This window comes from Ectobacillus sp. OTK (assembly GCF_059698935.1).
In genome coordinates this window covers 4,506,736-4,525,147 of the sequence record NZ_AP048547.1, presented here as the reverse complement: position 1 = coordinate 4,525,147, position 18,412 = coordinate 4,506,736, and the positions used below count along the sequence as shown (strand labels likewise).

At 44.4% G+C, this 18,412-nt stretch carries 17 protein-coding genes and 1 other annotated feature; of the genes, 16 read left to right on the top strand and 1 reads right to left on the bottom strand.

Going from position 1 to position 18,412, the window contains the following annotated elements; all coding sequences use genetic code 11:
* The first annotated feature begins 139 nt into the window (after window positions 1–139).
* The 8 genes from recJ (at window position 140) to AC6HZ4_RS22400 (ending at window position 10,868) form a co-directional block, all read left to right on the top strand.
* Window positions 140–2,500 (top strand): single-stranded-DNA-specific exonuclease RecJ, encoded by a 2,361-nt coding sequence (gene recJ / locus AC6HZ4_RS22435; protein WP_497492019.1) that lies wholly within the window; start codon window positions 140–142, stop codon window positions 2,498–2,500.
* Complete coding sequence (locus AC6HZ4_RS22430) at window positions 2,490–3,002, top strand: adenine phosphoribosyltransferase (RefSeq protein ID WP_497492018.1); 513 nt, start codon at window positions 2,490–2,492, stop codon at window positions 3,000–3,002. The genes recJ and AC6HZ4_RS22430 overlap by 11 nt, the downstream gene beginning before the upstream one ends.
* A gap of 589 nt (window positions 3,003–3,591) precedes the next feature.
* On the top strand, window positions 3,592–5,787 hold the full coding sequence (locus AC6HZ4_RS22425) for a RelA/SpoT family protein (RefSeq protein WP_497492017.1): 2,196 nt from the start codon (window positions 3,592–3,594) through the stop codon (window positions 5,785–5,787).
* Between the two features lie 13 nt (window positions 5,788–5,800).
* A complete protein-coding gene (gene dtd / locus AC6HZ4_RS22420) occupies window positions 5,801–6,241 on the top strand; it encodes a D-aminoacyl-tRNA deacylase (RefSeq protein WP_497492016.1) in 441 nt (146 codons plus the stop codon).
* Between the two features lie 143 nt (window positions 6,242–6,384).
* Window positions 6,385–6,561, top strand: a complete 177-nt coding sequence (locus AC6HZ4_RS22415) for a hypothetical protein (RefSeq protein WP_497492015.1) — start codon at window positions 6,385–6,387, stop codon at window positions 6,559–6,561.
* 69 nt (window positions 6,562–6,630) lie between these two features.
* Window positions 6,631–6,857: a binding site (T-box leader), on the top strand.
* A gap of 51 nt (window positions 6,858–6,908) precedes the next feature.
* Window positions 6,909–8,180: a histidine--tRNA ligase gene (gene hisS, locus AC6HZ4_RS22410; RefSeq protein ID WP_497492014.1), complete on the top strand. Its 1,272-nt coding sequence runs from the start codon at window positions 6,909–6,911 to the stop codon at window positions 8,178–8,180.
* Between the two features lie 12 nt (window positions 8,181–8,192).
* Window positions 8,193–9,959, top strand: a complete 1,767-nt coding sequence (aspS, locus tag AC6HZ4_RS22405; protein ID WP_497492013.1) for an aspartate--tRNA ligase — start codon at window positions 8,193–8,195, stop codon at window positions 9,957–9,959.
* Between the two features lie 141 nt (window positions 9,960–10,100).
* Window positions 10,101–10,868, top strand: coding sequence for a tRNA threonylcarbamoyladenosine dehydratase (locus AC6HZ4_RS22400; protein WP_497492012.1), 768 nt, complete (start codon window positions 10,101–10,103; stop codon window positions 10,866–10,868).
* Between the two features lie 62 nt (window positions 10,869–10,930).
* Here the strand turns inward: AC6HZ4_RS22400 and AC6HZ4_RS22395 are convergent, their stop codons facing one another.
* Entirely contained in the window at window positions 10,931–11,578 is a 648-nt protein-coding gene (locus tag AC6HZ4_RS22395) for an RsfA family transcriptional regulator (RefSeq protein WP_497492011.1), read from the bottom strand.
* A 255-nt stretch (window positions 11,579–11,833) separates the two neighbouring features.
* On the opposite strand from AC6HZ4_RS22395, the gene AC6HZ4_RS22390 reads away from it, so the two are divergent.
* The 8 genes from AC6HZ4_RS22390 to AC6HZ4_RS22355 all read left to right on the top strand — a co-directional run bounded on the left by AC6HZ4_RS22390 (window position 11,834) and on the right by AC6HZ4_RS22355 (window position 18,405).
* Complete coding sequence (locus AC6HZ4_RS22390; protein WP_497492009.1) at window positions 11,834–12,511, top strand: DUF421 domain-containing protein; 678 nt, start codon at window positions 11,834–11,836, stop codon at window positions 12,509–12,511.
* A 151-nt stretch (window positions 12,512–12,662) separates the two neighbouring features.
* The gene (locus tag AC6HZ4_RS22385) at window positions 12,663–13,919 is read left to right on the top strand and encodes a replication-associated recombination protein A (protein WP_497495809.1); all 1,257 of its coding nucleotides are present in this window, start codon (window positions 12,663–12,665) and stop codon (window positions 13,917–13,919) included.
* Between the two features lie 36 nt (window positions 13,920–13,955).
* Window positions 13,956–14,495, top strand: coding sequence for an HD-GYP domain-containing protein (locus tag AC6HZ4_RS22380; protein WP_497492008.1), 540 nt, complete (start codon window positions 13,956–13,958; stop codon window positions 14,493–14,495).
* 32 nt (window positions 14,496–14,527) lie between these two features.
* Complete coding sequence (locus AC6HZ4_RS22375) at window positions 14,528–14,683, top strand: hypothetical protein (RefSeq protein WP_497492007.1); 156 nt, start codon at window positions 14,528–14,530, stop codon at window positions 14,681–14,683.
* Between the two features lie 255 nt (window positions 14,684–14,938).
* Window positions 14,939–15,355 (top strand): cysteine metabolism transcriptional regulator CymR, encoded by a 417-nt coding sequence (gene cymR / locus AC6HZ4_RS22370; protein ID WP_497492006.1) that lies wholly within the window; start codon window positions 14,939–14,941, stop codon window positions 15,353–15,355.
* A 34-nt stretch (window positions 15,356–15,389) separates the two neighbouring features.
* Window positions 15,390–16,535: a cysteine desulfurase family protein gene (locus tag AC6HZ4_RS22365; RefSeq protein ID WP_497492005.1), complete on the top strand. Its 1,146-nt coding sequence runs from the start codon at window positions 15,390–15,392 to the stop codon at window positions 16,533–16,535.
* Between the two features lie 18 nt (window positions 16,536–16,553).
* Window positions 16,554–17,669 carry a tRNA 2-thiouridine(34) synthase MnmA gene (gene mnmA, locus AC6HZ4_RS22360; protein WP_497492003.1) on the top strand — a complete coding sequence of 372 codons (1,116 nt, stop codon included), beginning with the start codon at window positions 16,554–16,556 and terminating at the stop codon, window positions 17,667–17,669.
* Between the two features lie 82 nt (window positions 17,670–17,751).
* Entirely contained in the window at window positions 17,752–18,405 is a 654-nt protein-coding gene (locus AC6HZ4_RS22355) for a tetratricopeptide repeat protein (protein WP_497492001.1), read from the top strand.
* The last annotated feature ends 7 nt before the right edge of the window (window positions 18,406–18,412 follow it).

Sequence of the window (18,412 nt, the reverse complement as noted above, 5' to 3'; positions counted from 1 at the left end):
GTCTTCGCCTAATGGCTCGCCAATCGGCGGGTTTTCTTTATTACAACCAGAATCAATCTGCATCAGGAAACGCTGCGTGACATTTCGTTGTCACCTTATAGCGCGTTTAGTATAATGAATGAATTGAGGGGTGATTTCGTTGTTACAACCGAAAACGCGTTGGAAGCACATGAGAGGGAACGAGGAGCTAGCTCAGCAGCTATCGCATACACTGCAGCTATCGCCAATTGTTACCTCTTTATTAGTTCATAGAGGACTTCATACAGAAGAAGAGATTACAAACTTTCTACATAGTGAGCGGCATTCATTTTACGACCCATTCCTGCTCAAAGATATGGATCGGGCTGTAATGAGAATTCACACAGCCATTCAAAACGGGGAGCAAATTCTTGTATATGGCGATTATGATGCTGACGGTGTTAGCAGCACAACAGTTTTAATGCTTGCGCTCCTTGAGTTGGGCGCTGATGTGGAGTTTTATATTCCAAACCGATTTACAGAAGGGTACGGACCAAATGAGGGGGCGTTTCGTTGGGCGCAGCAAGCTGGCTTCTCGTTAATTATTACAGTTGATACGGGTATTTCCGCTGTGAATGAGGCAAAGCTTGCAAAGGAGCTTGGTATAGATTTAATTATTACTGATCACCATGAGCCGCCGCCGGAGATTCCGGATGCGTACGCAATTATTCATCCAAGACTTAAGGGAAGTGCGTATCCGTTCGGGGAATTGGCTGGTGTTGGGGTTGCATTTAAGGTAGCGCATGCCTTGCTTGGGAAGGTGCCTGAGCATTTGCTGGACATTGTGGTGATTGGCACAATTGCCGATCTTGTTCCGCTTCATGATGAAAACCGTTTGCTTGCGATTCGCGGTTTGGAAAAACTGCAGCAAACGAAACGTCCTGGCTTGCTTGCTTTATTTCGGGTGTCCAATGTGCAGCAGCATGCGGCGAATGAAGAAAGCGTTGGGTTCTCAATCGCTCCTCGCATTAATGCAGTCGGCCGGCTAGAGGACGCAGCTCCGGCGGTTCACCTTCTCCTATCAGAGGATATGGAGGAAGCGTTGGAGCTCGCGCAAGAGATTGATAGCTTAAATAAGCTTCGTCAGGATATCGTGCAGGAAATTGCAGCAGAGGCCATTCAGATGGTAGAGGAGCACTATCCTCCTGAAACAAACCGTGTACTTGTTCTAGCAAAAGAAGGATGGAATGTTGGCGTCATCGGTATTGTCGCCTCCCGGCTTGTAGAACGCTTTTACCGGCCGACCATTATTCTTGGCATCGACAGCGTGAAGAAAATTGCAAAAGGATCAGCTCGCAGCATTGAAGGCTTTGATTTGTTCGCCAACTTATCTGATTGCCGTGACATTTTGCCGCACTTTGGCGGACATACAATGGCGGCGGGGATGACGCTCCATATGGATGATGTAGACGAGTTAAGAAAACGGCTCAATGAACTGGCGGCGAAGCAGCTTTCAAAGCAGGATTTGATTCCGATTAAGACTGTTGATGCGGTGTGTCGCCTTGAGGATATTACGTTACCTGCAATAGAGGAGATGCAGCAGCTTGCACCGTTTGGGGTCGGCAATCCGAAGCCGCGTATCCAACTGGAGAATGTAGCGCTTGAGAGCGTGAAACCGATCGGTTCGGACGGTTCTCATTTAAAGGTCATGTTTACAAATGGCCAAACTTGCCTGGATGGTATTGGCTTCGGCTTAGGTGCGTTGGCGGAACAAATTTCGCCTACGGCACGCGTTTCTGTTATTGGAGAGCTGTCTATTAATGAATGGAATAATTTTCGAAAGCCGCAAGTCATGATTCAAGATATTGCGATTACAGAGTGGCAATTATTCGACTGGCGCAGCCTGCGCGGGTTTGAGAAGCAGCTTGCAACGCTGCCTCGCAAGCGTCTTAAAATCGTGTACTTTAATGAAGCGGTCTTGGAAAAGCTGCCGCAGGAATATGCGCGCTATGCTATATATGCTCATGCACCTGACATTCAGTCAGGCATTTTACAAGAGCAATATGTTGTTCTCTTAGATTTACCGTCCTCGCTTGAGCAGCTGCGTGATGTGCTGGCCTGTGGTTTTCCGGCCCGTATTTATGCAGTGCTGCTCAGTGAGGCGGATCATACGTTTAGCACGGTTCCAACCCGCGACCATTTTAAGTGGTTCTACGCTTTTCTGCGGCAAAAGTCTCCATTTTCTCTTGCGCAGCATGGGGAGGAGCTATGCCGCTACAAAGGCTGGTCAAAAGATACAGTAAATTTTATGGCACAGGTGTTTTTTGAGCTGGAATTTGTTAAAATAAAAGATGGTGTCATTTTTCTATCTCATTTGACCGGGAAACGTGACTTAACAGAGTCTAAAACATATCGCAAGAAATTTGAACAATTACAAGTGGAAAAAGAATTGGTGTATTCTGCTTATCAGCAGTTAAAAGAAGTGCTGGAAACGATTCGAAACGGTTCTTTTGTACACAAGGAGGCTTACTATGGATCTTAAGAAGTATATCGCAATCGTCCCTGACTATCCGAAGGAAGGGATTGTGTTTAAGGACATTTCCCCTTTAATGAATGATGGTGAAGCGTACAAGGCAGCAACAGATGCGATTGTTGCATTTGCGAAGGAAAAGGAAATCGACCTAATCGTCGGACCGGAGGCACGCGGCTTTATCATCGGCTGCCCTGTTGCTTATGCCCTTGGAATTGGTTTTGCGCCAGTTCGTAAGGAAGGCAAGCTTCCGCGTGAAGTGGTAAAGGTAGAATACGGAAAAGAATATGGCAAAGACGTATTAACCATTCATAAAGATGCAATTCAGCCTGGGCAGCGCGTTCTCATCACAGATGATTTACTTGCGACAGGCGGAACAATTGAAGCAACGATTAAGCTTGTTGAAGAGCTGGGCGGCGTAGTAGCCGGAATCGCGTTCCTTGTCGAGCTTACGTACTTAGATGGCCGCAATAAACTAGAAGGCTACGACGTATTGGCATTGATGCAATATTAATTGGATAGCGGTTTGTGTCTGCTTCTATAAATAGAGAGAAGGAAATGCGAGGAGAACCGTTACAAAAGTCCTTGCTTGTACCACGCAGTATGAAAGTTCCTTTCGCGAGGTGGCTTAACAGGGGATAGGTTCCCCCTTTTAGGTCACCTCCTTTTTCTATATAAGAAGGTGTAGGAAGGATTTACTATCCTCTTGATTTTCACATGTTTCAACAAGTGAGTTATAATGTTACAATATAGAATAATTCTTTTTAGTAGATTAGAGCTGAGAAGCTTTTCCAAGATATCTGGCTTCTACCCGCAAAATACTTCTTCCTATGCAAAGGAAAAAGCGCCTTCCATGGTGAGGAACACATAGTCTGCTGCGGTGAATAGCCTTCGCTAAAGCCGCGCATGTTGTATGCGGGTTGTTTGTCTGTCAGGATAAGCAGGGCGCTTGCGCTTTTCCTTAGAAACAAGAAAGTATAACTTTTTGGGGCGTTGTCTAGCTTCATCGGCCTGCTTCGCTATGGAGGAAAGACCTTCGCGAGCAAATCAGGCCGATTCCGCTTTTGTTAAAAATAATAATCTATATTTATAAAGGTGATTCCATGGCGAATGAACAAGTGCTAACGGCTGAACAAGTGCTGCACAAGGCTGCTCAATATTTAAGCGGTCAGGATTTGGGAATCGTGGAGCGCGCATATGAGTTTGCTCGGGAAGCTCATCGTGAGCAATATCGTAAATCAGGGGAGCCGTACATTATTCATCCTATTCAGGTGGCAGGCATTCTCGTAGATTTAAGGATGGACCCGGCAACTGTATCTGCAGGCTTTTTGCACGATGTTGTAGAGGATACAAATGTAACATTGGAGGATATGGAACGTGCGTTTACAAAAGAGATTGCGATGCTTGTAGACGGCGTTACCAAGCTCGGTAAAATTAAATATAAGTCACAGGAGGAGCAGCAGGCAGAAAATCACCGCAAAATGTTCGTTGCCATGGCGCAAGATATGCGTGTAATTTTAATTAAACTGGCTGACCGCTTGCATAATATGCGCACGCTGAAGCATTTACCGCAGGAGAAGCAGCAGCGTATCGCTAACGAAACATTAGAGATTTTCGCGCCGCTCGCACACCGCCTTGGGATCAGTACGATTAAATGGGAGCTTGAGGATACATCCCTTCGTTACTTAAACCCACAGCAGTATTACCGGATCGTTAATTTAATGAAGCGCAAGCGAGCTGAACGAGAAGAGTATTTAGGCGAGGTTATGGATGAAATCCGCGAAAAGCTCCGCGATGTTACGATTATCGCGGAAATCTCTGGACGCCCAAAGCATATTTACAGCATCTATCGCAAGATGGTTATGCAGAATAAGCAGTTTAATGAGATTTATGATTTGCTTGCGGTTCGTGTAATTGTAAATAGCATTAAAGATTGCTATGCAGTGCTGGGGATTATTCATACGTGCTGGAAGCCGATGCCCGGAAGGTTTAAGGATTATATTGCGATGCCAAAGGCAAACTTCTATCAATCACTTCATACGACAGTTATCGGGCCGAAGGGTGATCCGCTTGAGGTGCAAATCCGGACAAAGGAAATGCATGAAATAGCGGAATTCGGAATTGCAGCACATTGGGCATACAAGGAAGGAAAAACGCTTCAGGCTGATCATGAGACGCTTGGGAAAAAGCTGTCTTGGTTCCCGCAAATTTTAGAATGGCAAAAGGATGCATCCAATGCTGAGGAGTTTATGGAATCGTTAAAGCTCGACCTTTTCTCGGATATGGTATTCGTATTTACGCCAAAAGGGGATGTGCTTGAATTGCCGCTCGGATCGGTGCCAATCGATTTTGCATATCGTATTCACTCAGAAATCGGTAACAAAACAATTGGCGCGAAGGTAAATGGAAAGATGGTTCCGCTCGATTATAAGCTGAAAACTGGTGATATTATCGAAATTATGACGTCCAAGCACTCGTATGGTCCAAGTCAGGACTGGGTGAAGCTTGCGCAAACGTCACATGCGAAAAATAAAATCCGTCAATTTTTCAAGAAGCAGCGCCGCGATGAGAATGTTGAAAAAGGGAAAGAATTGATTGAAAAGGAGCTCAGAAGCTTCGATTACGATATGAGGGAAGTACTTAGCCCTGAAAATCTAAAGCGGGTTGCCGAAAAATTCAATTTTCCGAACGAAGAAGAAATGTATGCAGCTGTAGGGTATAACGGCATTACTGCAGCACAAATTGTTACGCGTCTAACTGATAAATTCCGTAAGAAGAAGGAAGAGGGGCAGCTTTTGCATGATGCGATGGCTGATGTGAAAACGCAGCCGATGAAGATTAAGCGCCGTGATACAGGTATCAAGGTAAGCGGGGTGGACAATCTTCTTATCCGTTTATCAAAATGCTGTAATCCAGTGCCGGGAGACGATATTATCGGTTATATTACGAAGGGACGCGGTGTGTCGGTTCATCGAGCGGACTGTGTAAATACGCAGACGGATGAGGCGAAGGACCGGCTGCTTGAGGTAGAATGGGAAATCAGTCCGGAGAGGGAGCTCGAATATAATGTTGACCTTGAGATTTCAGGCTTTGACAGAAGAGGGCTTTTAAATGAAGTGCTGCAAGCGGTAAACGAAATGAAAACAAACATCTCCGCTGTCTCAGGACGGAGCGATCGCAATAAAATGGCAATCATTCATATGTCCATTTCCATTCATAACGTAAATCACCTGCAAAAGATTGTGGAGCGTATTAAGCAGGTGCGCGATGTGTATGCAGTGCGAAGATTGATGCATTAAAGGAGTATGTAGCATGAGAGTAGTAGTACAAAGATCAAAGGAAGCTTCCGTAACGGTAGACGGTGAAGTTGTTGGACAAATTCCCTTCGGCTTGATGCTGCTTGTTGGTGTCGCACATGATGATACAGAAGCGGACGGTGCCTATATTGCTGAGAAGATTGCAAATTTGCGTATTTTCGAGGACGAGAGCGGGAAAATGAACGTATCTGTTCGTGACATTGGCGGTCAAATCTTGTCAGTCTCGCAATTTACATTATACGGAGATTGCAAAAAGGGGCGCCGCCCGAATTTTATGGAAGCAGCAAGACCGGAGCATGCGCAGCTTATGTATGAGGCCTTTAACGAGGAGCTTCGTAAGCAAGGCCTGCATGTGGAGACAGGTGTATTCGGCGCTATGATGGACGTGCGTCTTCTCAATGATGGACCGGTTACGCTGATTGTGGAAAGTAAATAGAAGAATTTTCCTTATGCGTGCCGAGACTATCCACTTTCGCCAACAAAATAGGCGGTGCCCATTTTTCCTTATTTAAGGGATAAATTCCCCTTTTTCGTGGGTAAACTGAAAGAAGAAAACCCACGAAAAAGGAGAAAAACAATATGCGCATGAATGAAAGCGGGAGGAACGCGGCAAATAGTGCGAATCAAATGCTGCACATGAATTTCCAGGATTTTGTTTCCAAGGAGCAAAATACAATTTCCATGGAGCTTGCTTCGGAATTTGGTGTCTCCTTACAGGACGTAAAAAAGTTGAAGAAGCATTTGGACCGTCGCTAAGGGTCTTGACAATAGCACACGAGAACACGTATATTTATAAACAAATTGAATTTTTCATAACTACATATGGAAAAACCGATGATGGAGAAAAGTAGATAAGAGTACACATGAACAGAGAGGGAATGCCTTGGCTGGAAGCATTTCTCATGATGACTTATTGAAAGAACACTCCGTAGGTTTCACTCTGAACAGCTGAGGGCTCAGTAGGAGATGAACGTTTGAGGCGTTAACAAAAAGTGGAAGCGTAAAAGCTTCAATTAGGGTGGCACCACGGGTATAAGACTCTCGTCCCTACGTTATGTAGGGATGGGGGTCTTTTTTATTTTGAAAATAGGAGGACTAACAGCATGTCGATTCAAATTCCAAGAGGAACGCAAGACATTCTTCCCGGTATGGTCGAGCTGTGGCAATATATTGAAGCGCAAGCGCGAGAGATTTGCCGCCGTTATAATTATAAAGAAATTCGTACTCCAATTTTTGAGCACACGGAATTATTCCTGCGCGGCGTGGGAGATACGACAGACATCGTTCAAAAGGAAATGTATACATTCACGGACCGAGGCGAGAGAAGCCTGACGCTGCGCCCAGAGGGCACAGCAGCAGTTGTGCGCTCGTACGTGGAGCATAAAATGTATGGCGATGCAGCGCAGCCAACAAAGCTGTTTTATATCGGACCAATGTTCCGCTACGAAAGACCGCAATCAGGCCGTTACCGTCAGTTTGTGCAGTTCGGGATTGAAGCGCTTGGAAGCAATGACCCTGCGATTGATGCAGAGGTGATCGCACTTGCGATGGAGTTTTATAAAGGTTTGGGCTTACAGCATGTAAAGCTTGTGCTCAATTCCCTAGGCGACCAAGAGAGCAGAAAAGCACATCGCGAGGCGTTAGTGAATCACTTTGCGCCGCGCATTCATGAGTTTTGCTCAGATTGTCAGTCTCGTCTAGAAAAGAACCCGCTCCGTATATTAGATTGCAAAAAGGATCGCGGCCATGAATTGATGAGTACGGCGCCGTCCATCACGGAATACTTAAACGAAGGCTCGCAGCAATACTATGAAAAGGTGCAGCAGCTTCTGACAATGATGAATATTCCGTTTGAACAGGACCCGAATCTTGTGCGAGGCTTAGATTACTATCAGCATACAGTATTCGAGATTATGAGCGAGGCAGAGGGCTTCGGCGCCATTACAACATTAAGCGGCGGCGGGCGCTACAATGGTCTTGTTCAGGATATTGGCGGCCCGGAAACACCAGGGATTGGCTTTGCGCTAAGCATTGAGCGTTTGTTGATGGCGCTTGAGGCAGAGGGCATTACGCTGCCTGTTTCGCAAAGCATCGATTGCTATGTGGTGGCGCTTGGGGAACAAGCAAAGGACTATGCAGCAAAGCTTGTGTTTGAACTGCGGAAGGCTGGTGTAACGGCCGAGAAGGATTATCTTGATCGCAAAGTAAAAGCGCAATTTAAGGCAGCTGACCGTGTTCAGGCGAAATATGTGGCGGTGCTTGGCGAAAATGAGCTCGAGCGCAGCGTGATTAACATTAAGGATATGAGCACCGGCGAACAAGAGGAAGCCGCTCTCGATACATTTGTTTCGTATGTAGCAGAAAAGGTATTATAGGAGGAGAATGGGATGTCTGAAAGAACGCATTATTGCGGAGAAGTAACATTACAGGATGTTGGCAAGCAAGTACAGTTAAAGGGCTGGGTACAAAAACGCAGAGACTTCGGTGATTTGATTTTTATCGATTTGCGCGACCGCACGGGAATTGTGCAAATCGTGTTTACACCAGAAAGCTCAAAGGAAGCACTTCTTCTTGCGGATGCGGTGCGTAATGAATATGTTTTAGATGTAAAAGGTCTTGTTGTAGAGCGTGATCCGGAAACAATCAATCCTAATCTAGAGACAGGCAGGATTGAAGTAAAGGTTACAGAGTTAAATGTATTAAATAGCGCAAAAACACCACCGTTTGCCATCTCTGATCAAGTAGATGTAGCGGAGGATGTACGTTTAAAATACCGCTACCTTGACCTGCGCCGTCCGGTTATGTTTGAGACGCTTAAAATGCGTCATCGTGTAACAACAACGATACGTAATTTCCTAGACAAAGAAGGCTTTCTTGATGTAGAAACGCCAATTTTAACGAAAAGCACGCCAGAGGGAGCGCGTGACTATTTAGTGCCAAGCCGTGTGCATCCAGGCGAGTTTTACGCATTGCCGCAATCGCCGCAAATCTTTAAGCAGCTTCTGATGGTAGGCGGCTTTGAACGTTATTATCAAGTGGCACGCTGCTTCCGTGACGAAGATTTGCGTGCGGATCGTCAGCCTGAGTTTACACAGGTCGATATCGAAATGTCCTTCTTAACGCAGGATGAGCTTCTTGGTATGATGGAACAAATGATGACGCTTGTGATGAAAGAGGCGAAGGGCCTTGATATTCAAACGCCATTCCCGCGTATGACATACAACGAGGCAATGGATCGATTTGGCTCAGACAAGCCGGATACACGCTTTGCTTTAGAGTTAACAGATCTATCGGAATTTGCAGCCAACTGCGGATTTAAGGTGTTTTCGGGTGCAGTACAAGGCGGCGGACAAGTAAAAGCATTGAATGCAAAAGGTGCAGCTGATAAATATTCCCGTAAAGATATTGATGCGTTAACAGACTTTGTGAAAATTTACGGTGCAAAGGGTCTTGCATGGCTGAAGGTAGAAGAGAGCGGCTTGGTGGGACCAATAGCAAAATTCTTCAATGAAGAGGAAAGTACGACAATGATTCAATTGCTAGAAGGAGAAGTGGGCGATATATTCTTCTTCGTAGGCGACAAGAAAAGCATCGTAGCTGACAGCTTAGGAGCGCTTCGCTTGAAGTTAGGAAAAGAGCTTGGCTTAATCGATGAAAGTAAATTTAACTTCCTTTGGATCACAGATTGGCCGCTTCTTGAGTTTGATGAGGAGGCAGGACGTTACTTTGCGGCGCACCATCCGTTTACGATGCCGGTACGCGAAGACCTTCCGCTTCTTGACAGCGACCCAGGCAAGGTACGCGCGCAGGCATATGACCTTGTGCTCAATGGTTATGAACTTGGCGGCGGTTCCCTTCGTATTTACGAGCGCGATGTGCAAGAAAAAATGTTCCAAATGCTTGGCTTTACGCAGGAGGAAGCGCAGGAGCAATTTGGCTTCTTGCTTGAAGCATTTGAATACGGCACACCTCCGCACGGCGGAATCGCGTTAGGATTAGACCGCTTAGTCATGCTGCTTGCAGGCCGCACAAACCTTCGTGATACGATTGCATTCCCGAAAACAGCAAGCGCAAGCTGCTTGTTAACAGATGCACCGGGTGAGGTAGCTACAGCGCAATTAAACGAGCTTCATTTACAGTTGAAGCTGAAGTAATAGGCTATGAGAAGAATCCTATGTGGGTATACTAAGCCCACATAGGATTTTTTTGAGGACATATATAGAATTTTTCTATTCAAAGAATTGAAAAATCGGTAGAATACATAAGGAATGATTTTTTCAATAGGAGTGTGTAACATGCTGCATCAATTTTCACGCAACGAGCTTGCCTTCGGAAAAGAAGGGTTAGAGATATTAAAAAATACAACGGTTGGTATATTGGGTATCGGAGGAGTTGGTTCCTTTGCCGCGGAGGCGTTGGCGCGTTCCGGCGTTGGCCGTCTTGTTCTTGTCGATAAAGACGTTGTAGATATTACAAACGTTAATCGTCAGGTGCATGCGCTGTTATCAACAGTTGGACAGCCAAAGGTCGATTTAATGAAGGCGCGAATTGCCGATATCAACCCGGAATGTGAAGTGCATGCGCTGCGTATGTTTTACACAGATGAAACGTACGAACAGTTTTTCTCATACGGTCTTGATTTTGTCATTGATGCATCTGACACGATTTCTTATAAGATTCATCTTATCAAGCAATGCCTGCGCCGGAAAATTCCAATCATCTCAAGCATGGGGGCAGCGAATAAAATGGATCCAACGCGCTTTCAAATTGCGGATATTTCCAAAACGCATACTGACCCAATTGCAAAGGTCGTGCGCACAAGGCTTCGTAAAGAGGGGATTAAAAAGGGCGTGAAGGTTGTGTTCTCGGACGAAAGTCCTATTGTCATTCGAGAAGAGATACGTCAGGAGATTGTGCCGGATGATACGACGAAGATTCGCAAGGCGAAAATGCCGCCTTCCTCAAATGCATTTGTACCGTCTGTTGCTGGTCTCATTACGGCAAGCTATGTTGTACGCGAGAGACTGAAGGGTGTGAAAGTAGAGCGGGTAGGGCAGGAATAGCATAAGAAGAGAAAGGGCTAATCGAAAGACAATTGCGTGACTTTTCGGTTAGCCCTTTTTCTTTATTTTGAAATAATGTCCAAGTTACCGTTTTTATCCATCTTGAAAATAGGCGCCATTCGATCCTCAGGCTCGTCAAACAGTACAAGCTTACGCGCTCGATCCATAATACGGACGAGTGTTTGATAGTCTTCCTGCACCGCATCCTGTTGTTGCATGAGTTTTTGTAGTCGTTTTTCTAATGTTTCATTTTGCTGCTTTAGCTCTTCATTTTGTCGCCGTAATATTTGATTTTCTGCCTGTAGCTTCGTAGTATCAGCAGTTTGCTGCTGATAGCTGCGTAAATACGTAATTACATCGTCCATTGATAGAGAAGTCTGCTTCGATGGCAGTAATTCCTCTGAAAACTCTGCATCAATGACAAGCTGAGGCGTACGCGATGGCTGCGCTGCAACTATGCTTTGCGGTTGATTAGCTAGTGCCCGTTTCATTTCCTTGCGCTGCCGCTTAGCGATTTGCACCGCTTCCTCATAGTTTTGCCGTACTTCTGCGTTCCAACGAAAGCCGCAGGCGGCAGAGGTGCGATTTAACTTATCTCCTACCTCATCAAACGCCTTTAGCTGTGTGCTGCCTTCTCTAATATGCCGAAGCACAGTTTCGGCAAGCAGTAAATCATCTTCTGATGTCCATGCATCTTGACGCGTTTTCATAGTAAAACCTCCACATAACGGATGTTTTTTGATTATGTTTCCCGCACTCTTGTATTTTATACACAGTTTAAAAGAATTCACGTTATCTATAGCACTCCTAGGAGACTTCTATATGTATCAGTTAGGAATCCGACTTGTTCTATAGCAAGGGTACCTGATGTCACTAGATTCGGGAAAGATTTTTAACCCCTTTTTCATAAAATTGGTACATATGTAAAATTCTAATAATACTAACGTGCGATAGGAGGAGGAAACATGATATTTGTACATACGGCTGTGGAATTGCTAGTTGGTTATATTAGTTTATTTATTATTACAAAATTATTAGGGAAGATGACCATTACACAAATTACGTTATTTGACTTTATTTCGGCTCTTGTGTTAGGTGACCTTATTGGAAATGCTCTCTATAACGACGATATTAAAATAATACAAATTATATTTACTATCTTTTTTTGGGGATTTTTAGTATATATAGTGCAGGTTACCACGCAAAAGAGCTTTCGGCTGCGAACATTGTTAGAGGGGAGCCCCGCTATTGTCATTCATGAAGGAAAGATTTGCTACAAGGAGTTAAAGAAGCAACGTTTAGATTTGAGTCAGCTTCAGCATTTGCTGCGTACAAAAGATGCATTTTCCGTGAGTGAGGTGGAGTATGCCATTTTAGAGACAGATGGCTCGCTGAGTATTTTGAAAAAATCAGACTATGCCGCTCCAACAAAAGCTGATCACAAAATGCCCAATCAGCCGCCCTGCTTGCCTATTACTTTCATTAGTGATGGGAGATTATTGAAGGAAAACTTAAAACAAAGCGGTATGGATGAAGCATGGCTGCAACACGAGCTTCATAAAAAAGGGATTCGTAAATATTCAGAGGTGTTACTGGCAGAGTGGAAAAAAAAGAAATCTATATTATATGTTCAAAAATATTAGTGCGTGCAGCTGCTGGTTCTGTTCTATCCCCTTATTCTCTTTTCCTATGATATGATTTGATTAACAGCTTTCATGTATGAATAGCTTTCCAGTACAAAAGTGAAAGGGGATAGAGCATATCGTGTTTCATACTGAACCCTTAGCGTATCGCATGAGACCTAGAACATTAGATGAAATAGTTGGACAAGGTCATATGGTGGGTCCAAATACTGCGTTTTATCGCATGATTCAACAAGGGCATGTCCCTTCCATGTTGTTATACGGCGAGCCGGGCATCGGCAAAACATCGCTAGCATATGCCATTGCGGGTTCCGCCAAGAAACATTTTGTTGCTCTTAATGCAACAACGGCAGGAAAAAAAGATATTGAAGAAATTGTAAGCGAAGCGAAAATGTATGATGGTATGATCCTCTTTCTTGATGAAATCCACCGATTCAATAAAGCCCAGCAAGACTATCTTCTTTCACATGTGGAGAGTGGGCTCGTTACATTGATTGGGGCAACGACTGAGAATCCCTTCCATGACGTAAACCCTGCCATAAGAAGTCGATGTAATCAGATTAAACAGTTAAAGCCTCTCGTCTCTTCTGATATTCTCAAGGTGTTAAAGAGAGCGCTGGAAGATGCGGAACGAGGATTAGGGAGACTGTCTATTGAGATTACAGAAACGCAATTGGAAATAATTGCGAATGGCACAAATGGAGATGTCAGGGCTGCATTAAATATACTAGAGGATGTTGTGTATGGGGCTGAAATAGAAAACGGTACATATCATATCAGTAATGATATGATACGGGAGTTTTTGACTCATAAGGGATTTTCCCATGATAAAGACGGTTCCGCTCATTACAATGTGTTATCTGGTCTTCAAAAATCAATAAGGGGCAGTGATGTAGATGCTGCACTCCATTACTTAGCTCGCCTTATTGAAGCTGGAGATTTAACGAGCATATGCCGAAGGTTGATTGTAATTGCATATGAGGACTGCGGACTGGCATCCGATATGGGACATAAGACGTATCTGGCTTGTGAAGCCAGCAAAGCAGTCGGTTTCCCCGAAGCTCGTATTATCCTTTCAAACATCGTAGTTGAAATGTGCCTGTCAGCGAAGTCGAACTCAAGTTACCTTGCGATAGACAAAGCGTTGGAAGACGTTCGGAAGGGTGCTTATTACGATATTCCAGCCCATTTAAAAGACGCTCATTATGGCGGTGCGAAGACGTTGGGACACGGCACCGGATATGTCTATCCGCATGACCATCCGTTAGGCAGTTTTGGCGGTTGGGTAAATCAACAATACTTGCCAGACGAGCTAAAGAACCGACAATATTATTATCCAAAAGAGGCTGGTAAAGAGAAGACGCTAGGTAACATTTATTTAAAGTTACGAGACATGAAAGAGAAATGAATTGGCTCACTAGCTTAATGCTGGTGGGCTGCTTTTATGCTAACGGGCAACCATGTAAGACGTGTAGCTGAATTTTCTAAACTGTTGGCATTAAAATACGGTTTATCAAAGGAAGAGGCAGAGTTAATAAAAGTTTCATCTTCCTTACATGATATTGGAAAGGTAGGTATTCCCGATTCTATTTTAAATAAACCTGGAAAATTAACAAAAGAAGAATTTGAAATTATGAAAACCCATACAACAATCGGGTATCAAATGTTAAAGCATTCAAACAGAAAGCTATTGGAAACAGCAGCTATAATAGCTTTAACTCATCATGAAAAATATGATGGCAGCGGTTATCCCAAAGGTTTAAAAGGAGAGGAGATCCCTTTATATGGGAGAATTACAGCCATATCTGATGTTTTTGATGCCTTAGGTACTGATAGAGTTTATAAAAAGGCATGGGAAATGGAAAAAATAATTGAATTTCTCAAAAGAGAAAAGGGAAGACATTTTGACCCAACTCTAGTTGAGATTTTTTTGGAGAATTTTCATGACTTTGTAATAATTAGAGAATCTTATAAAGATGTATAAGGTTGGACAGATTGATGGATGACTGTTTTTATATGATACGGAAATTTTTGGCTCATAAGGGATTTTCCCATGGTAAAGGCGGCTACGTCCATTACAATGTGTTATCTGATCTTCAAAAAAGTATAAGAGGCAGCGATGCAGACGGTGTGCTCCATTTAGGCATCTTTGGAGGCTGGGTGAATCAATAATACTTACCGGATGAACTAAAGGGCCGGCAATACTACTATCCAAAAGAAGCAGATAAGGAGAAAACACTTGGTACGATTTACTTAAAACTGCGGGAAATGAAGGAGAAATGAACGGGAATATAAACTGACTTGTAGTTTGCATCATTTTCATATAAGTACTTGAAATGCTTTGTCGTCTTATTTTATGATATAATTTTCCTGACTTGAGATTTTCGATCTTTCTTATATAAATAAGGCTGGAAAGAGGTGAATGATATGAAAATTTCTACAAAGGGTCGTTATGGCTTAACAATTATGATTGAACTGGCAAAGAAGTACGGAGAAGGTCCCATTTCCTTAAAGTCTATTGCACAGACGCATGATTTATCCGAGCATTATCTAGAACAGCTTATTTCTCCGCTGCGTAATGCGCGCCTTGTAAAAAGCACGCGCGGTGCTTATGGCGGCTATGTGCTATCAGATCAACCGTCAAATATTACGGCAGGAGATGTCATTCGCGTGCTGGAAGGACCGATTAGCGTCGTGGAAATGATTGATGAGGAAGCACCTGCGCAGCGTCAGCTATGGACACGTATTCGCGATGCTGTTCAGGAAGTGTTAGATAGTACAACGCTAGAAGACTTAGTACGATACGATCAAGAAAATACAGGCGGCTATATGTTTTATATTTAACAGGGTGTGAAACACTGAGGAAAGGAGGGATGACATGGAGCGTATTTACTTAGATCATGCAGCAACATCGCCGACGCATCCGGAGGTTGTAGAGAGCATGCTTCCCTATATGACAGAAATCTTCGGCAATCCGTCAAGCATCCACTATTATGGACGGCAAAGCCGGCATGCGGTTGATGAAGCTCGTCGCGCTTGTGCAAAAAGCATCGGTGCTCAGCCAAATGAAATTATTTTTACATCAGGCGGAACAGAGGCAGATAACCTTGCCTTGCTTGGTGCAGCGAGAGCGAATCGATCTCGCGGAAATCATATTATTACAACTGCAGTTGAGCATCATGCTGTGCTACATACATGCAAGCAGCTTGAAAGAGAAGGCTTCCGTGTAACATATCTGCCGGTTAACGAGAAGGGGCGCATCAGCATGGATGATATGAGGCAGGCACTCACGGATGAAACGATTCTTGTTACGGTTATGTTTGGCAATAATGAAGTAGGAGCCATTCAGCCGATTCAGGAAATCGGAGAGCTGCTTCGCAGTCATCATGCCTATTTTCATACGGATGCTGTGCAGGCGTATGGTCTTTTATCTATCAATGTAAAAGAGCTCGGCATTGATCTTCTCTCCATTTCCGCTCATAAAATAAATGGGCCAAAGGGAGTCGGCTTTTTATATGCTGGTCAAAATGTCAAGTTTGCACCGCTTGCCTTAGGCGGAGAGCAGGAACGAAAGCGCCGCGCTGGAACAGAGAATGTGCCCGGTATTGTTGGTCTGCACCGTGCTGTATTGCTTGCGGAAGGTGCGCGTGAGCAAAAAGTGCAGCAATATCGTTCATTTAAGGATATAATGATATCTGTCTTTCATGAGGAAGGCATTATATTTGAGGTAAACGGGGGTTTGGAACAAAGCTTGCCGCATGTGCTGAACGTGAGTTTCAAAGGAATGAATGTCGAGCCTTTTCTTGTAAATTTAGATTTAGCGGGCATTGCCGTCTCTAGCGGTTCTGCTTGTACGGCTGGTTCCATTGATCCGTCGCATGTGCTCGTGGCGATGTTTGGCAAACAATCCGATACAATACGTTCATCAATCCGCTTTAGCTTCGGTCTCGGCAACAGTGCTGAGCAGATAGAAAAAGCGGCTTACGAAACAGCGAAAATCGTGAAGCGGTTGGCGCAAATTTAAACAGCGGAGGTGATGAAGATGAACAAATTACCTCACGACACACGCGTTGTCATTGGGATGTCCGGCGGCGTTGATTCTTCGGTTGCAGCTCTGCTTTTAAAGCAGCAGGGCTATGATGTAATCGGCATTTTTATGAAGAACTGGGATGACACGGATGAAAATGGCGTTTGTACGGCAACTGAGGATTACAACGATGTCATTCAAGTATGTAATCAAATCGGGATTCCGTACTATGCGGTCAATTTTGAAAAGCAATATTGGGACAAGGTATTTACGTATTTCTTAGATGAATATCGCGCGGGGCGCACGCCGAACCCGGATGTGATGTGTAATAAGGAAATTAAGTTTAAGGCGTTTTTAGAGCATGCATTAGCGCTTGGAGCTGACTACGTAGCAACAGGCCACTATGCGCGCGTGGAATATCGCGACGGTGAGTATAAAATGCTGCGCGGCGTTGATGAAAACAAGGATCAAACCTATTTCTTAAATCAGCTCGGTCAGGAGCAGCTATCTAAAACGATGTTCCCGCTTGGCGGCTACAACAAGCCAGAGATTCGTAAAATTGCGCAGGAGGCAGGTCTTGCTACCGCAGCAAAAAAGGATAGCACAGGCATTTGCTTTATCGGTGAGCGTAACTTCAAGGAATTTTTAAGCAATTACTTACCAGCGCAGCCAGGTGAGATGCGAACATTAGATGGTCAAGTAAAGGGTAAGCATGATGGTCTGATGTATTATACTATCGGCCAACGTCACGGTCTAGGGATTGGCGGCGATGGCGATCCTTGGTTCGTTGTCGGCAAAAACCTACAGGACAATGTACTGTACGTTGGCCAAGGCTTTCATAACGAGCTGCTGTATGGCGATGAAGTAATCGCAGTCAATATGAGCTGGGTAAGCGATATGCCAAAGCAAAAGGAGTTCAGATGTACAGCGAAGTTCCGCTATCGTCAGGCCGATAATGCGGTTACGGTTCACTTGATGGATGACGGTGTGGTCCGTATCGTGTGCGACGAGCCGATCCGTGCGATTACACCAGGACAAGCCGTGGTGTTTTATGATGGTGAAGAATGCTTAGGCGGCGGCACAATTGATGAAGTGTACCGAAACGGTGAAAAACTTTCGTATTTAGCATAATCGCAGAGACCTCAGCCTTTTCATAGGCTGAGGTTTCTTCTATGATGGAAGAAGAAGAAACTTTTGATAACGAGGTGGCAGGATGACAAAGCTAGAGCAAGGCATTCAATATATGCAAGAGCAAAACTGGGAGGAAGCGGCGAAGCTCTTAACGGAGTACATAGACGAAAATCCAACCGATGGACTTGGATATGTAAACTTTGGGAATTTGCTCGATGTACTTGGTGAACAGGAGCGTGCGGTTTCTTTTTATAAACGGGCTATCGAGCTAGATGACAAACTCGCAGCGGCCTATTATGGACTTGGAAATGTATATTATGAGCAGGAGCAGTATAAACAAGCGAGAGAGATGTTTGACAAAGCAGTACAAAATGGTTTAGAAACAGGCGATGCTTATTTTATGCTCGGCTTTTCATGCGTTCAGCTTGGAAATGATAGGCTGGCTCTTCCATACTTACAGCGGGCCACGGAATTGAATGAAACGGATGCGGAGGCTGTGTTTCAATATGGTTTATGCTTAGCGCGGCTTGAGTATGTGAAGGAAGCCAAGCCGATGTTTGAGAAAGCAGTTGCACTCGACCCGGATCATGCCGATGCGTATTATAATCTCGGTGTTGCATATGTGTTTGAGGAAAATGCTGAAAAAGCACTAGAAATGTTCAAGAAGGCTGTAGAGATTCAGCCGGATCATTTTTTGGCTGGGAACGGTATTAGGCTGATGGAAACAGAAGAGTAAAAAAGGG

Excerpts from the sequence above, each read along its gene's own strand:
- hisS (WP_497492014.1), top strand. The coding sequence starts at position 6,909 with ATGTCGATTCAAATTCCAAGAGGAACGCAAGACATTCTTCCCGGTATG.
- AC6HZ4_RS22415 (WP_497492015.1), top strand. The coding sequence starts at position 6,385 with ATGCGCATGAATGAAAGCGGGAGGAACGCGGCAAATAGTGCGAATCAA.
- AC6HZ4_RS22355 (WP_497492001.1), top strand. The coding sequence starts at position 17,752 with ATGACAAAGCTAGAGCAAGGCATTCAATATATGCAAGAGCAAAACTGG.
- cymR (WP_497492006.1), top strand. The coding sequence starts at position 14,939 with ATGAAAATTTCTACAAAGGGTCGTTATGGCTTAACAATTATGATTGAA.
- AC6HZ4_RS22400 (WP_497492012.1), top strand. The coding sequence starts at position 10,101 with ATGCTGCATCAATTTTCACGCAACGAGCTTGCCTTCGGAAAAGAAGGG.
- AC6HZ4_RS22425 (WP_497492017.1), top strand. The coding sequence starts at position 3,592 with ATGGCGAATGAACAAGTGCTAACGGCTGAACAAGTGCTGCACAAGGCT.
- AC6HZ4_RS22375 (WP_497492007.1), top strand. The coding sequence starts at position 14,528 with ATGATACGGAAATTTTTGGCTCATAAGGGATTTTCCCATGGTAAAGGC.
- AC6HZ4_RS22380 (WP_497492008.1), top strand. The coding sequence starts at position 13,956 with ATGCTAACGGGCAACCATGTAAGACGTGTAGCTGAATTTTCTAAACTG.
- AC6HZ4_RS22395 (WP_497492011.1), bottom strand. The coding sequence starts at position 11,578 with ATGAAAACGCGTCAAGATGCATGGACATCAGAAGATGATTTACTGCTT.
- dtd (WP_497492016.1), top strand. The coding sequence starts at position 5,801 with ATGAGAGTAGTAGTACAAAGATCAAAGGAAGCTTCCGTAACGGTAGAC.
- AC6HZ4_RS22385 (WP_497495809.1), top strand. The coding sequence starts at position 12,663 with ATGAGACCTAGAACATTAGATGAAATAGTTGGACAAGGTCATATGGTG.
- AC6HZ4_RS22365 (WP_497492005.1), top strand. The coding sequence starts at position 15,390 with ATGGAGCGTATTTACTTAGATCATGCAGCAACATCGCCGACGCATCCG.
- AC6HZ4_RS22430 (WP_497492018.1), top strand. The coding sequence starts at position 2,490 with ATGGATCTTAAGAAGTATATCGCAATCGTCCCTGACTATCCGAAGGAA.
- aspS (WP_497492013.1), top strand. The coding sequence starts at position 8,193 with ATGTCTGAAAGAACGCATTATTGCGGAGAAGTAACATTACAGGATGTT.
- AC6HZ4_RS22390 (WP_497492009.1), top strand. The coding sequence starts at position 11,834 with ATGATATTTGTACATACGGCTGTGGAATTGCTAGTTGGTTATATTAGT.
- mnmA (WP_497492003.1), top strand. The coding sequence starts at position 16,554 with ATGAACAAATTACCTCACGACACACGCGTTGTCATTGGGATGTCCGGC.